The sequence below is a fragment of the Geodermatophilus dictyosporus genome (assembly GCF_900115505.1).
GTDB lineage: Bacteria > Actinomycetota > Actinomycetes > Mycobacteriales > Geodermatophilaceae > Geodermatophilus > Geodermatophilus dictyosporus.
In genome coordinates this window covers 360,158-374,745 of record NZ_FOWQ01000001.1, presented here as the reverse complement: position 1 = coordinate 374,745, position 14,588 = coordinate 360,158, and the positions used below count along the sequence as shown (strand labels likewise).

Genomic DNA, 14,588 nt, shown 5'->3' with positions numbered 1-14,588 from the left:
CCCGGCTCAGTGGCCCCGGAAGGCCTCCTCGAGCCACCACGACGGCCGGCCGCGCGCCACCTTGGCGTCGACGAGCAGGGGCGCGCTGCGCGGGCCGGCGACCCAGGACGCCACGCCGGCGACGTCCTCGACGCCGCGCACCGTGACGGCGTCGAACCCGTACCCGCGGGCGATGGCGGCGAAGTCCGTCTCGGGGAAGCGGACCGTGTCGAGCACGTCCCCGTGCGGGCCGAAGTGGTGGACCTCGGCGCCGTAGGCCGCGTCGTCGTAGACGACGACCACCATGGGCAGGCCCAGCCGGACGACGGTCTCCAGCTCGGCGGCGCCCATGAGCGCGCCGCCGTCGCCGAGCGCGGCGACCGGCAGCCGGTCCGGCCGGGCCAGGGCCGCGCCGATCGCCGTCGACAGGCCCAGCCCCACCGACTGGAACGCCTGGGTGAAGCAGAAGCCGTGCTCGTCGGGGACGTCGAGGAACACGCTCGGGTGGCCCATGAAGTTGCCGGAGTCCACGGCGACCACGCGCTCGGCCGGCAGGACGTCGTCCAGCGCGACGGTCAGCGTCCGCGGGTCCACGCGCCCGGCCTCCCCGGCCTCCTCGAACGGCTCGTCGCGCCACCGGCCGCGCCGGGCGACCCGCTCCCGCACCTCCGGCGTCCGGTACCCGGTCACCGGCTCGGCGAGCTGCGCGGTCACCGCCGCGGCGACCGCCCGGACGTCGCCGACGACCCCGAGGGCGACGTCGCGGTGCGCGCCGATCGCGTCGGCCTCCAGGTCCACCTGGACGACGACGGCGTCGTCGGCGACCAGCCGCCCGTGCCGCGTGGTCCACATGGTCAGTGCGCAGCCCCAGCCCACGAGCAGGTCGGCCCCGGAGATCAGCTCCGCGGCCAGCGGCGTGGCGAAGCCACCGGACACGTCGAGGTCCCACGCGCTGCCCCGGAACAGGCCCCGGGCGACCGCGGACGTGGCCAGCAGCGCACCGCAGCGGTCGGCGAGCCCCTCCAGTGCCGCGCGGCACCCGGGTCCCCGCGACCCGCGGCCGGCCACGAACACCGGGCGGCGCGCGGCCCGCAGCGCCGCGGCCAGCCGCTCCACCGCGGCCGGGTCGGGCGCAGGGGGCGAGGGCGCTGGCGGGAGCGGCGGCTCCCCCGGGGACGCCGGGAGGGCCTGCACGTCCAGCGGCAGGTTGAGGACGACGACCCGCCGGTCGTGGCGGGCGGTCGCGACGGCGGCCGCGGCCTGCCCGACGGCGCCGTCCGCGGAGGTGACCCGCGCCGGCACCGCCCCGACCGCCGCGGCCAGCGCCGCCTGGTCGACGGCGAAGTTCGACCGCGGCGACGTCGCCTCCGCCGTCACGACCACCAGCGGCGTGCGGCTCTTGGCGGCCTCGGTGATCCCGGTCAGGGCGTTGGTGAGCCCGCAGCCCTGGTGCAGGCTGACCGCGGCCACTCCCCCGCTCGTGCGGGCGTACGCGTCGGCCATGGTGGCGGCGCCGCCCTCGTGCCGGGCGGCGACGTAGCGCGCCCCGGCGGCGACCATCGCGTTGGTCACCGCGAAGTTGCCCGAGCCCACGACGCCGAAGACGGCACCCACCCCGCAGCGCACGAGCGCGGCGCCGACGGCCTGCGCGACGGTGCCGCCGGTCGTGCTCACCCGCGCTCGACGAGCGCGAGCACCCGCGCCGGGGACCCCGAGCCGGAGACGATCGGCAGCGGCGCGGCGAGGACGACGGCCCCGGTCGGCGGGAGCGCGGCGAGGTTCTGCAGCTGGGTCAGCCCGTACTTGCCGCTGCCCATCAGGGCCGCGTGGCACGGGAACGGCGGGTCGAAGGAGTGCGCGGCGCCGGCGTCGGTGCCCACCGTCTCCACCCCCAGGCCGAGCACCGGTGACTCCTCGGCGATCCACCGCGCGCACGCCGGGGACACGCCGGGGGTGTGCGGGCCGGTGTCGTCGGCGTTCAGGAAGTCCCGCTGCGAGGCCGAGCGGGCGTCCCAGCCGGTGCGGTAGAGCAGCCACCCGCCGTCGGGCAGCGGGCCGTGCTGCTCCTCCCACTGCCGGACGTGCTCGACCTCCAGCAGGAAGTCGGGCTCGGCGGCGGCCTGCGCGGAGAAGTCCAGGACGGCGGCCGGGGCGAGCAGCCGCCGCGCCGGCACCGACGCCACGTCGTCCCCGTCCCGGCCGGTCACCCAGTGGTTGGGTGCGTCGAGGTGGGTGCCGGTGTGCTCACCGGTCCGGAAGTTGTTCCAGTACCAGGCCGGGCCGCGGTCGTCGTAGCGGCTGAGCTCCTCGAGCTCGAACCGCGCGGTCTGGGCGAACTGCGGCGGCAGCTGGATGACCGGCGTGTCCGCCGACAGCGGCGCGGTGAGGTCGACGACCTCGATGCGGCCGGTGGTCAGGGCCTCGGCCAGCGTGGACAGGATCGACATCGACGTCCCTCGGGCGTGGGGGCGGGAACCGGCACAGCCAAGCAGACGACCGGCTCCCGGGACCACGGACCGGCGTCAGAGCAGCTGCTGGGCCTCGGTCAGCGTGTGGCGCAGGACCTGCTCCATCTCGTCGAACTCCGCCTGGCCGCAGATCAGCGGCGGCGCGACCTGGACGACCACGTCGCCGCGGTCGTCGGGGCGGCAGTACAGGCCGTTGTCGAACAGCGCGCCGGGCAGGAAGCCGCGGACGAGCCGGTCGCGCTCCGCGGCGTCGAAGGTCTCCCGGGTGGCCTTGTCCTTGACCAGCTCGACGGCCCAGAAGTACCCGTCGCCGCGGACGTCGCCGACGATCGGCAGGTCCAGCAGCCGGCGCAGGGTCGCGCCCAGCGCCTCCTCGTGGTCCAGGACGCGCTGGTTGAGCCCCTCGCGCTCCATGAGGTCGAGGTTGGCCAGGGACACCGCGGCGGACACCGGGTGGCCGCCGAAGGTGTAGCCGTGCGGGAAGGCGACGCCGGGGCGCAGGAACGGCTCGACCACCTTCTCCGAGGCGATCATCGCGCCGATCGGGCCGTATCCGGAGCTCATGCCCTTGGCGCAGGTGATCAGGTCGGGCGTGTAGCCGAACTTCTCGCAGGCGAACGTCGTCCCGTGCCGGCCGAAGGCGCAGATGACCTCGTCGGAGACGAGCAGGACGTCGTGCTGGTCGCAGATCTCGCGGACCCGGTCGAAGTAGCCCGGCGGCGGGGTGAGGCAGCCGCCGGAGTTCTGCACCGGCTCGAGGAACACCGCGGCGACGGTGTCGGCACCCTCGAAGAGGATGGCCTCCTCGATCCGGTCGGCGGCCCAGCGGCCGAAGGCCTTCGGGTCGTCGGCGAACTCCGGGTGGCGGTAGAGGTTGGTGTTGGGCACCCGGAACCCGCCGGGCGCCAGCGGCTCGAAGTCCTTCTTCATGGCGGGCAGCCCGGTGATCGCCAGCGCGCCGTGCGGCGTCCCGTGGTAGGCCACCGCCCGGCTGATCACCTTGTGCTTCTGCGGCTTCCCGACCAGCTTGAAGTACTGCTTGGCGGCCTTCCACGCCGACTCGACCGCCTCTCCCCCGCCGGTGGTGAAGAAGACGCGGTCGAGGTCCCCCGGCGCGAGGGCGGCGAGCCGCTCGGCCAGCTCGGCCTGCACGGGGGTCGTGTAGCCCCACACCGGGAAGTAGGCCAGCTCGGACGCCTGTCGTGCGGCCGCCTCGGCCAGCTCGCGGCGCCCGTGCCCGACCTGGACGACGAACAGCCCGGACAGGCCGTCGAGGACCTTGCGCCCCCGGTTGTCCCAGAGGTGGGCGCCCTCGCCGCGGGTGACCACGGGGATCGGCGTCTCCGGGTGGCGGCCCTGGCGGGCGAAGTGCATCCACAGGTGGTCCGCGGCGCGGGCCGCGGTCGCGTCCGGCGCGCCGGCGGGCGGCTGCTCGATCGAGGTGGTCATGACGCTCCTCGGGCTCGGGGGAGGACGGGCCTCCCCCGAGTCTGCGGCCAGCCGGCCCCACCGTCACCCGGGGCGGCGGGGACCGTGCGCGTCCAGCCAGTCGACCATCGCCGTCCGGGTGGCACCGGAGAGCCGGTGCCAGTCGGCCAGGGGCACCCGCGGCACACCGGCGGCCCGGCAGGCGGCGGCGACCGCGCCGGGCGGCGCCTCGGGGTCCCACGCCGGGTCCAGCACGACCGCGGGCCGGTCGGCCACCGCGGCGAGCAGGTCGGCCAGCGTGTACCCCGGCCGGGCCCGCAGCAGCGGCTCACCGCAGCTCGGGGCGGCCAGCACCGCTCCGGCCAGCGGTGCGCCGCCCAGGGCGGCCACGTGCAGCGCCACCAGCGCCCCGGTGCCGTAGGCGGCGACCCAGACCCGGTCGTGCCCGGTGGCGGCGGCCGCGACGGCGGCCACGGCGGCCGCGTCGGCCGTCATCCGGCCCAGCGGCGAGGAGCCCGGTCGCGGCTGCTCGCCGTGCCGCGAGCCGCTGCCGACCGGGTCGTGGCAGGCCACCGTCCAGCCGGCCGCGGCCAGCAGCGCGGGCAGCGGCTCGGCCTGCTCGTACCCCGCCCGCCACCCCGTGGCCGCGCACGGCGGGCCGAGCCAGAGCACCAGCCCGCGGCCGCCGCCCCCGCCCGGCGGGGACAGGAGGGTGACCGCGACGCCGTCCGGGGTCCGCAGCCCCTCCCCCGCCGCCGCCGGCGGGCCCCCGGCCACGGGACCCAGGGCGGCGCGGAGGGCGGCCCGCAGCTCCGCGCCGCGGACCGGCGTCGCGCCGGGGCGCACGCGGCCGGCCGGCCACGGGACCGGGGACGGCGCTGCCGGCGCCTGCCCGGGACGCCGGGGCGGGCCGCCGAGCACCGACTGCGCCCAGTCCAGCTGGGCGGCCACCGCGGACCCGTCGGCCCGGTGGCCGCCGGGGCGCAGCGCCAGCTCGAGGCCGTCGCCCCGGCCGAGCAGGGCGAATGCCTCCCGCGCGGCGTCGACGGCGGCGCGGGCGGCCGGCACGCGCTCGACCGGGTCCTCGACCGCCACCGAGACCAGCACCGGCCGCGGGGCGGCCAGCGCGAGCAGCTCGTGGGCGTCGGTGGGCAGCCGGTGCTCGCGCCCGGCGAACCAGCGCAGCCGCGGGTGGTACCAGCCCGGGTAGTGCCGGGTGAGCAGCTCCACCCCCTCGCCGAAGTGCCGGTCGGTGCACAGCCGGGCGGGGATGGCGCCGAGCACGCCGCTGGAGCTGGAGACGACGCCGGCGAGGCGGTCGTCGAAGGCGGCGGCCAGCAGCGCGGTCTTGCCGTTGCGGCTGTGCCCGCCGACCAGCACCCGGCGGGCGTCCACCCCGGGCTGGTCCTGCAGGGCGTCGAGGACCCGCGACAGCGCCCACGCCCGCCAGGCCAGCCGCCCGGCGACCACCGAGGGGAACGCCCGCTCGACGGCCTCGGTGTCGTCGTCCCCGTCCGCGGCCGAGACCAGGCAGGCGCCCCAGCCACGGGCCAGCGCCGCCTCCGCCCACGGCCCGTGGCTGGACTGCAGGAGGTAGACGGGGACGTCGCGGCGCACGCCGGGCGGGGGCACGGGCAGCAGCAGCCGCGCCCGCACCGACCAGCCTGCGCCGACAGGGCCCCCGCCGACCGTGAGCTCGCCGACAGGGCCCCCGCCGACCGTGAGCTCGCGGACCTCCACGCCGCCCGCCGTGCGCACCCGGTCCACCCGCACGGGCGTGCGGCGCGGGGCGGGCGGCAGGTCCCCGGTCAGCCACCGGCGCCAGCGGGCGCGCAGCACCGCCCGCCGGGCCGGCCACCCCGCAGCTCCGGACAGGCCCTCCACCGGCGACCACGGTCCGGTGCGCGCCGGCAGCCGGGTGAAGTCCGGCGCCGGCTCCCCGCCGGCGGCCAGCCACGCCTCGAAGGGCTCGCTCGGCGGCAGCGCCCCGGCCAGCTCGGCGGTGTAGCGCCGCCGCCGGGCCGCGGCCGTGCGTCCGTCCGGCAGCACCTGCGTCATGCGGGCGCACGCTAGGGCCGGCAGGTGTCGGCAGGGTGGTGCGCGTGTTGCGTCCGTGCTGCGTCGGGCGGGTGGTTCGACGGAGACAGCAGCCGGGCAAGAGGACGGCGTGCGCGTGCTGCTGGTGATCACCGACGAGGACTGGTACGAGGACGCCGGCTACGCGGCCGCCTGGGTGCGGGCGCTGGAGGAGCAGGGCGCCGAGGTCGAGCGGCTGGCCCGGGTGCCGGCCGACTGGCCGGTCGCCGGCCCGCCACCGGGCCGCTACGACCTGGCGATCGCGCACGTGCTGGTCGAGGAGGTGGTCGCCTACGCGCCGACCTTCGCGCTGGCCACCCTGCTCGAGGCGGCCGGCGTGCCGCTGCTCAACCCCGTCACCTCGCTGGTCGCCTCCGCCGACAAGCTGGTGACCCACGCCGTGTGGGCGGCCGCCGGCGTGCCGCAGCCCGCCGCGTGGGACCTGGCCCGGGTGCGCGAGTGGCCGATGCCGGGACGGCGGATGGTCCTCAAGCCCTCGCTCGGCGACGGTGCCCGCTACGTCGAGCTGGTCGGCGACCTCGACGCCGCCCGCGCGGTCGAGGAGTCCTGGCGGGCCGACGAGGCGGCCGGCGGCCACCGGCGCGGCACGTCGCTGCTGCAGGAGTGGATCGCCGAGCCGGCCTGCGCGCGGGTGTTCGCCACGCCCACCAGCACCTCCCTCGTCTACGAGAAGTCCCGCGAGGAGGGCGCGCTGGTCACCCACGGGACGGTGTACCCGCGGGTCTACGAGGCGCCGCCGGAGATGGCGCAGCTGGCCTCGCGGATGGTCGCCGCGCTGAGCGGCGGGCTGATGGGCGTCGACGTGCTGGTCGAGCCCGACGGCCGCCTCGTCGCGCTGGAGGCGAACGCGCCGTTCGGCTTCGACGTCACCGACCCGGAGCAGGGGCGGTGGGTGGCCCGGGCCGCCCTCGACGTCGCCGGGCGCGCGGCCGTGCGGCGGGCGGCCGCGTGAGCGCCGGCCAGGGCCTCGACGAGGCGCTGCTGCCCGACGGCGGCGACCGGCCGCACGCGGCCGCCGCCCTGGCCGCCGTCCGCGCGTACGGCCCGGGCGCGCTGGCCGCCGACGTGGCCCGCGCCGTCGCCGGGCTCGGCATGGAGCACGGTCCCGCCGGCGAGGCGCACCTGTTCACGGTCGACCCCGTGCCCCGGGTGCTCGAGCGGGCGGAGTGGGCGGAGGTCGCCGCCGGCCTGACCCAGCGGCTGCGGGCCCTGGAGGCCTTCGTCGCCGACGCGCACGGCCCGCGCGAGTCGGTCCGCGCCGGCGTGGTCCCCGCCGAGGTGGTCGACACCAACCGCTACCTGGCCCCCGGCCTGCCGACGCCGAGGCGCTGGATCGGCATGGCCGGGCCCGACCTCGTCCGCGGCGCCGACGGCCGGCTCGTCGTGCTGGAGGACAACGTGCGGACGCCGTCGCTGCTGGCCTTCGCCCTGGCCGCGCGCGACCTGGTGGCACCGCGGCTGGGCGTGGAGCCCGGCCCGGTGCCGGTGCGGGCGGCCGCCCGGGACGCGATGGTGCGGATGCTCGCCGCCGCCACCGACCTGCCCGACCCGGTCGTGGCCGTGCTCGGGGACGGGCCGCGCAGCTCGGTGCCGTGGGAGATCGACCGGTTCGGGGAGATGGTCGGCGCCCCGGTCGTGCTGCCCTCGCAGCTGACCGCCCGCGGGGAGGACCTGCTGCTGCCGGACGGGCGCCGCGTCGACCTGCTGTGGCGGCGCACCAGCGAGGAGCGGCTGACCGGCGACGACGGCCGGCCCAACGAGCTCGGCGAGGTGCTGCTGCCCGCCCTGCGCGCCGGCACGGTGACCGTGGTCAACGCCTTCGGCACCGGCGTCGCCGACGACAAGCGCACCTTCCCCTACGTCGAGGACCTGGTCCGCTTCTTCCTCGACGAGGAGCCGCGGCTGCGCTCGCAGCCGGCCTACGACCTCGGCGACCCCGCGCAGTGCCGGGCGGCGCTCGACCGGCTGCCGGAGCTGGTGCTCAAGCCGCGGTCGGGCTCGGGGGGCTGGGGCGTGCTCATCGGCCCGCGGGCCGATGCCGCGCAGCTCGAGCGTGCCCGCGCCGCCGTCCTGGCCGCGCCCGGCGAGTGGATCGCCCAGGAGCCGGTGGCGCTGTCGACCCACCCCACGGTCGTCGGCGGCGCCCTCGTGCCGCGGCACGTGGACTACCGGCCGTACGCCTTCTGCACCGGCGACGGGACGACCGTGCTGCCCGGCGGCCTCACCCGGGTCTCCCTGACCGAGGGCGAGCTGGTGGTCAACGCCTCGCAGGGCGGCGGCGCCAAGGACACGTGGGTGGTCGGCTGAGGACGGCGCCGGCGGGGCTTCCGGTCCGGCGCCGGGCGGGCCACCCTGCTCGCATGCGGGTGCTGCTCGTCGCCTCGCCGATGGTCGGTCACGTCCTGCCGCTGGTCCCGCTGGCCGGCGCGCTGCGCGACGCGGGGCACGACGTGCTCGTCGCCACCGCCGCGGACGCCGTGGCGCCTGCCCGCGCCGCCGGCCTGGAGGTCCGTGACGTCGCCCCGGGCTTCGACATCCGCCGGGTGTTCCTGCCGACGGCCCTCCGGCACCCGGTGCTGGCCGTCCGCTCGGCGAGGGGCGACCCGGGCACCGTCCTGGTCGGTCACCTGTTCGCGCCGGTGGCCGACCGGATGGCCGACCGCCTCGTGCGGCTGGCCGACGAGTGGCGGCCCGACCTCGTCGTGCACGAGCCGCTGGCCGTGGCGGGATCGCTGGTGGCCGCACGGCGGGGCGTGCCCGTCGTCCTGGTCGACATGGCCCTGTTCGACGCGCGGGAGCTCCGGGACTCCGCCGCGGCGCGGCTCGGGCCGGTCCTGCGGCGGCACGGCGTCGACCACGTCCCGGCCGTGGCCGAGGTGCTGGTCACCGCCCCGCCGAGCGTGACCCGGGCGAGCCGGGGGCGGCCGATGCGCCACGTCCCGGTCGCCGGGGACCGCCCGGCGCCCGAGGAGCTGACCCGGCCCGGCCCGCGGCCACGGGTGATCGTCACCCGGAGCACCGTCGACGACCCCCGGCCCGACCCGATGATGCGCCGGGTGGCGGCGGCCGCGGCGGACGCCGACGTCGACGTCGTCCTGGTCCGGCCGGACCGCCGCACCGCCCGCGCGCAGCTGCCGCCCAACGTCACGGTGGTGGACTGGCTGCCCTTCGCCACCGTGTTCCCGGCCGCCGGCGGCGTCGTGCACCACGGCGGGGCGGGCACCCTGCTCACGGCGCTCGCGGCCGGGGTGCCCCAGCTCGTCGTCCCCGGCGCCGGGGACCGCACCGTCCACGCCCGGCTGGTCGCCGCCCGGGGTGCCGGCCTGGCCGTGCCGGCGGGCGAGATCACCGCGGCCCACCTGGAGCGGCTCGTCAGCGATCCCGGCCTCGCCCGGGCCGCCCGCGAGGTCGCCGCGGAGATCGCCGCCATGCCCGCACCGCGGGAGGTGGCCGGGCAGCTGACCGCCCTGCTCGGCGCCCTGCCCTGAGCCGGCCGGCGGTGCCGGACCCGACCCTCAGGAGCCGGTCGGCGTGCCCTGCGACTCCCGCAGCGCGTCGGTCAGCAGGGCGACCAGGACCTCGACCTGCACGTCGTTCGGCGCGCCGGCCGGCCCGTCGGACCCGTCGAGCGCCCGGGCGGCCAGCCCGGCCTTGCTGTCGACGAGCTCGGCGACCCGCGCGTCGATCGTCTGCGCGGCGATGATGCGCCAGGCGGTGACCGGCTCTGTCTGGCCGATGCGGTGGCTGCGGTCGATGGCCTGCGTCTGCTCGGCGTCGGTCCAGGACAGCTCGGCCAGCACGACGTTGGAGGCCACCTGCAGGTTCAGGCCGACGCCGGCCGCGGTCAGCGAGCACACCGCGACGGCGACGCCGGGGTCGGTGGTGAACGCGTCGACGCTGGCCTGGCGCACCTTCGGTGTCTGGTCACCGCGGATCGAGGCGAAGCGCACGCCCTGCCGGGCGAGGGCCTCCTCGGCGGCGTCCATCACGTCGACGTGCTTGGCGAAGAAGACGACCTTGCCGGCGCTGCGCGCCAGCTGCGCGGCGTAGTCCGCGGCCAGCCCGGCCTTCGCCCGGCCGATGCGCCGCATCGTGGCGAAGACGTTCTCGCCGGTCGAGGCGGCCGCGTCCTTCAGCTCCGAGCGGGCCACCCGGCGCACCAGCTCGGCGTCGATCCCCTCGACGGTCCGCGCGCCGTCGGCACCCGGCGACCGGGCCGCCAGCGCCGTCTCGTACTGGGCCACCATCCGGCGCACGAGGTCCCGCTCGGCCGCGCGGATCGACCGCCCGACCGGCCCGTCGAGCTCCACGGGGAGGTCGGCGATGCGGCGGGCGGGGATGTCGGCGGCGACGTCGGCCTTGCGGCGGCGCACGATGCCGAGATCGATCACGCACTGGCGCGCCGCGGCGGAGAAGCCCCGGTCAGCGGGCGTGAGGCCGGTGTCCTCGAGCGCGTCGAGCAGCTCGCCGAGGGGTGCGTCGTCGTCGGTCCAGCCGAGGAACTGCCAGATCGCCCGGAAGTCCTCGACGTCGTTGATCAGCGGGGTGCCGGTCAGCGCCATGAGCAGCGGCCGCCGGCCGAGGGACCGCAGCCGCGCGGACAGCTCCAGGACGTGCCGCGAGCGCTGCGAGCCCTTGTTCTTGATGAAGTGGGCCTCGTCCACGACGATGCCGCGGAACCCGAAGTCGCCGAGCCAGCCCACGTGCCGGTCGAGCACCTCGTAGTTGACGACGACGACGTCGGCGAAGCCGTCGACCGTCTCGCCGTCGCCCTGCACCACGGTGGCCCGCCGGTGCGGCGTCCAGCGGGCCGCCTCCCGCGCCCAGTTGGTCTTGACGACGTTCGGCACGACGACGAGCAGCGGGTGGGCACCGGCCGCCTCCGCGGCGAGCAGCGCCTGGGCCGTCTTGCCCAGCCCCGGCTCGTCGGCGAGCAGGAACGTCCGGTGGCCGGCCGCGGCCGCGGCGACCACCTGCCCCTGGTGCGGCATCAGCTCCGAGCCCGCCGGGGTGAACCGGTCCGTCGGCGCCGGCAGCGCCATGCACGCCGGGGCCCCGCCGCCGGCCCGCTCGAAGGAGCCCAGCAGCGGACCGAGCAGCTCCCAGCCGGACAGGCGGCGCGGACGGGAGGGCCGCTGGGCGACGGCGGAGAAGTCCGGGGCGAGGAAGGGGTTGGCCAGCTGCCGGGAGACCACCGACTGCGGCACGACCCGCCGGTCGGGGCCGGCGGGGACGGCCTCGGGCCGCACCGGCGCGGTCTCCTCGGGCGCCGGCTCGACGCCGAGGTCGCGCAGCATCTCCCGCCGCAGCGACCGGGCGGCGTCCGAGACGACGGCGTCGTCGCCGAGCAGCGCGAGCAGCCCGGCGTCCCGGACGGCGGTCGTCGCGAGGATCGTCGCGACGCCGTCCAGGCGCTTGAGCTGCTCGGCGCGGGAGCCGTCGCCGGCGGCCGCCTGCACGCGGGCTCGCTCCTCCCGCAGCAGCAGGGCGACGGCCTGGAAGCGGGTGCGCACCGAGGGCGTGACGCGCCCGCGCTGGGCGGCCGCCTCGACCTCGCGGGCGGCCCGGGCGAGGGCCGCGAGGAGGTCACCGTCGTGGCGCACCCGTCGGTCCCGCCGGGGGGTGGTGCGGCGAGCGCCCGTCTGGCGCCGGCCTGGTCGAGCCACGAACTCCTCCTCTGCGGTGCCGCGCACGGACGCGGCAGCGTCGCGCGCCGCCCGGCGCACGACGTCGGACGTCCCGTGGGACGTGCCCGGTGTCCCGGGCGCGCAGCCGGCTCGCGGAGCTGGACACTCGACGCCGCCGGCGCGCTCGGCACCTCGGTGTGTCAACGCCCTACAGGGTGCCGCATTCCCGCCCCGCCCGTCCGACCGGAGGTGCGGGCCGCCCGGCGCGTCGCGGGAGGATGGCGGCGTGTGCACCGTCGTCGTCCGCTGGTCGGCGGGCCGGCCCGTCCGGCTCCTCGCCCTGCGCGACGAGCTGACCACCCGCCCCTTCGACGACCCCGGCCGCTGGTGGCCCGAGGCCCCCGACGTGGTCGCGGGCCGCGACCGCGTCGCCGGGGGGACCTGGTGCGCCACCCGGGTCGGGACCGGGGCGACCGCGCTGGTGCTCAACCGGCCGCGGAAGCCGGTGGCCGACCCCGGCGCGGCGAGCCGTGGGGTGCTGCCGCTGCTCGCCGTCACCCACGGCGCGGCCTGGCGCGACCACGTCGACGTCGCCGCGATGGCCGGCTTCCTGCTCGTCCTGGCGACGCCCGACCGGCTCGTCACCTGGGACTCCGACGGCCAGCGGCTGGCGGAGACCGTGCACGCCGAGGGCACCGTGATGGTGACCTCCGGGGGGCCGGAGGACCGCAAGACCGAGCGGTACCTCGAGGCCTTCCGGGCGGCCGACCCGCCCGAGGGGTGGCGCCGCCTGGTGCGGGCCGAGCCGCCCCGGGACGACCCCGGCGCCCTGGTGGTGCGCCACGAGGAGGACGGCCGGGTGTTCGCGACCGTCTTCGGCCAGCTGGTCGAGGCCGAGCCGGGCCGGCTGCGGCTGACCCACAGCCGGGAGCCCTGGACGGCGCGGCCCTGGGACACCCTCGTCGTCGACGAGCGCGCGTCCGCCTGACCCGGCGCCCGGTCAGTCCGCCCGGTCAGTCCGCCCGGGGATCCGCCGGGACGGGGCGGGCGGCGGCGCGCCGGGGCAGGGTCGCGGACGCGAGCGCGGCGGCGAGCGACGCACCGGCGGCGACCAGGAACGCCACGGTGAAGCTGCCGGTCCGGTCGGCGATCCAGCCGCCCAGCTGCGGGCCCACCAGCTGGGCCAGCCCGAAGACGAGGGTGACCGCGCCGAAGGCCGCGGCGAACCGGCGGGGGTCGAGGGTGTCGGCGAGGTGGGCGGCGAGCACGGCCGGGGCCCCGGACAGCGCCAGGCCGAACACCACCGCGGACAGCACCGCCCACGGCTCGGCCCCGACCGGCACGAGCAGGATCGCCCCGGTCATGGCGACGTAGGTCCAGGTCATGGCCGCCCGCCGCCCCACGCTGTCCGACCAGCGGCCCACCAGCACCCCGCCGGCGGTGACGGCCACGCCGACCAGCGCGAAGACCGCCGAGGCGTGGCCGGCGCCGAAGCCGGCGTCGTCCTGGTAGGCGGCCACGAGGAAGGTCATGTAGACGGCGATCGCCAGGCCGTAGCCGCCGTAGGAGAGCATCGAGCCGACCCAGCCGGGCACCGCGCGCAGCGCCGAGACGCGGACCCGCCCGGCGACCGGGGTGACCGGCGGCCGCAGCCACCGCAGCGCCGCGAGCGCCACCAGCGCGGCGAGCACCGCCTCGACGGCCCACACCGGGCGCCACGCGCCGGGGCCGGCGACGGCGTGCACCAGCGCGGTCAGGGCGCTGCTCGCGACCACGCCCACCCCGACGCCGCTGCCGGTGATCCCGATCGCCAGGCCGCGGCGGGCGACGGGGACGGCCGCGCCAGCGATGCCGGGGGCCGGCACCCAGATGAGGGCACCGCCGAAGCCGGCCAGCACCATGCCCGCCACCAGGCCCGGCACCGAGGGCGCCAGCGCGAGGACCGTCAGCCCGGCGGTGGTGAGCAGCAGGCCCACCCGCACGGACGTCGCCGGTGCCAGGCGCTCGGCGGTGAGGCTGACCACCAGCGTCCCGGCCAGGTACGCGGTGAGGTTCAGCGTGCCGATCAGCCCGGCGACGGCGTAGGAGTGCACCAGGTCGGCGTCGACCGCGGGCAGCAGCAGCGCGTAGCCGAAGCGCCCGAAGCCCTGCGCGACGGCGGCGGCCAGCACCAGGAGCGGGATGAGGACCCGCGGCCCGGCGGCGGCGCTCCCCTCCGCCGGCCTGCGGGCACGGAGGGGGCGCACCGGCGCAGCGTAGGACGCCGGACCGGCCCGCACCGGCACCGCCCCGACCGGGTGCGTCGACGGCTCGGAGCCATCCGGCCGGGGCCGGAGGACCCTGGCGCGCGCGGGGTGCGCGCGGACCATCAGCACCGCCCCTCGGAGTACGCGCGGAAGGAGACGTGCCATGACGCAGACCACCAGCTCGACGGTCTCGAGGGAGCGGGCGCGGGAGGCGATGGTGCGCTTCCTCGCCGCCTGGGAGCAGGGCGACGTGTCGGCCGTGGACGAGGTCTTCGCCGACGACCTCGTCTACCACGGGCCCCCGTTCCCCGACATGGGCCGGGCCGAGCTGCGGGACTTCATCACCGGGTTCCGCACGGGCTTCAGCGAGATCCACGTGCAGGTCCACGAGCACCTCGTCGACGGGACCACCTCGGTGCACCGCTGGACGGCCGAGGCCGTCCTCTCGGGGACGACGCCGCTGCTGCCGGGGGTCGAACCGACCGGGAACCGCACGTCCGCCGAGGGCGCGCACGTCCTGCACTGGTCCGGGGACAGGGTGTCCGAGGCCTGGCACGTGGGTGACTGGCTCGGCTTCCTGACCCGGGCCGGGGTGCTGCCGCCGATGCCCGGATCAGCCACCTGACCCCACCGGGTCGCGGACGGCGGTCCGCGCGGGGACCCGTTGTCCGCCGTCCGGCACGGGAGGACCCTCGACCGCGCGGCGACGCCGCAGGGGCGTCGCCGCCGGTCCGAGAGGAGGG

11 protein-coding genes are annotated in these 14,588 nt (G+C 78.0%); 5 read left to right on the top strand and 6 right to left on the bottom strand.

The features are described from left to right. Positions 1–6: 6 nt before the first annotated feature. From BMZ33_RS01715 to BMZ33_RS01700, 4 genes are all read right to left on the bottom strand, one after another. Entirely contained in the window at positions 7–1,653 is a 1,647-nt protein-coding gene (locus BMZ33_RS01715; RefSeq protein WP_091107125.1) for a thiamine pyrophosphate-binding protein, read from the bottom strand. Then, a complete protein-coding gene (locus BMZ33_RS01710; RefSeq protein ID WP_091107123.1) occupies positions 1,650–2,426 on the bottom strand; it encodes a cyclase family protein in 777 nt (258 codons plus the stop codon). Before BMZ33_RS01710 ends, BMZ33_RS01715 begins: the two co-directional genes overlap by 4 nt. A 75-nt stretch (positions 2,427–2,501) precedes the next feature. After that, entirely contained in the window at positions 2,502–3,896 is a 1,395-nt protein-coding gene (locus tag BMZ33_RS01705; protein WP_091107121.1) for an aspartate aminotransferase family protein, read from the bottom strand. Positions 3,897–3,959: 63 nt separating this feature from the next. Further along, the gene (locus tag BMZ33_RS01700) at positions 3,960–5,933 is read right to left on the bottom strand and encodes a glucuronyl esterase domain-containing protein (protein ID WP_091107118.1); all 1,974 of its coding nucleotides are present in this window, start codon (positions 5,931–5,933) and stop codon (positions 3,960–3,962) included. A gap of 109 nt (positions 5,934–6,042) precedes the next feature. On the opposite strand from BMZ33_RS01700, the gene BMZ33_RS01695 reads away from it, so the two are divergent. Genes BMZ33_RS01695 through BMZ33_RS01685 form a run of 3 tightly spaced genes read left to right on the top strand, consistent with a single transcriptional unit; the run spans position 6,043 to position 9,460 of the window. Further along, positions 6,043–6,924 carry an ATP-grasp domain-containing protein gene (locus BMZ33_RS01695; RefSeq protein WP_169063754.1) on the top strand — a complete coding sequence of 294 codons (882 nt, stop codon included), beginning with the start codon at positions 6,043–6,045 and terminating at the stop codon, positions 6,922–6,924. After that, entirely contained in the window at positions 6,921–8,279 is a 1,359-nt protein-coding gene (locus tag BMZ33_RS01690; RefSeq protein WP_091107114.1) for a circularly permuted type 2 ATP-grasp protein, read from the top strand. The genes BMZ33_RS01695 and BMZ33_RS01690 overlap by 4 nt, the downstream gene beginning before the upstream one ends. A 53-nt stretch (positions 8,280–8,332) precedes the next feature. Next, the gene (locus BMZ33_RS01685; RefSeq protein ID WP_091107112.1) at positions 8,333–9,460 is read left to right on the top strand and encodes a nucleotide disphospho-sugar-binding domain-containing protein; all 1,128 of its coding nucleotides are present in this window, start codon (positions 8,333–8,335) and stop codon (positions 9,458–9,460) included. A 27-nt stretch (positions 9,461–9,487) separates the two neighbouring features. On the opposite strand, the gene BMZ33_RS01680 is transcribed toward BMZ33_RS01685, so the two are convergent. Next, positions 9,488–11,575 carry a DEAD/DEAH box helicase gene (locus BMZ33_RS01680; protein ID WP_169063753.1) on the bottom strand — a complete coding sequence of 696 codons (2,088 nt, stop codon included), beginning with the start codon at positions 11,573–11,575 and terminating at the stop codon, positions 9,488–9,490. Positions 11,576–11,885: 310 nt separating this feature from the next. Here BMZ33_RS01680 and BMZ33_RS01675 point away from each other — a divergent pair, with 310 nt between their 5' ends. Next, positions 11,886–12,587 carry an NRDE family protein gene (locus tag BMZ33_RS01675; protein WP_091107110.1) on the top strand — a complete coding sequence of 234 codons (702 nt, stop codon included), beginning with the start codon at positions 11,886–11,888 and terminating at the stop codon, positions 12,585–12,587. A 25-nt stretch (positions 12,588–12,612) separates the two neighbouring features. Here the strand turns inward: BMZ33_RS01675 and BMZ33_RS01670 are convergent, their stop codons facing one another. Continuing rightward, positions 12,613–13,845, bottom strand: coding sequence for a YbfB/YjiJ family MFS transporter (locus BMZ33_RS01670; protein ID WP_169063752.1), 1,233 nt, complete (start codon positions 13,843–13,845; stop codon positions 12,613–12,615). Between the two features lie 163 nt (positions 13,846–14,008). Here BMZ33_RS01670 and BMZ33_RS01665 point away from each other — a divergent pair, with 163 nt between their 5' ends. Then, the gene (locus tag BMZ33_RS01665) at positions 14,009–14,470 is read left to right on the top strand and encodes an ester cyclase (protein ID WP_091107106.1); all 462 of its coding nucleotides are present in this window, start codon (positions 14,009–14,011) and stop codon (positions 14,468–14,470) included. Positions 14,471–14,588: the final 118 nt, after the last annotated feature.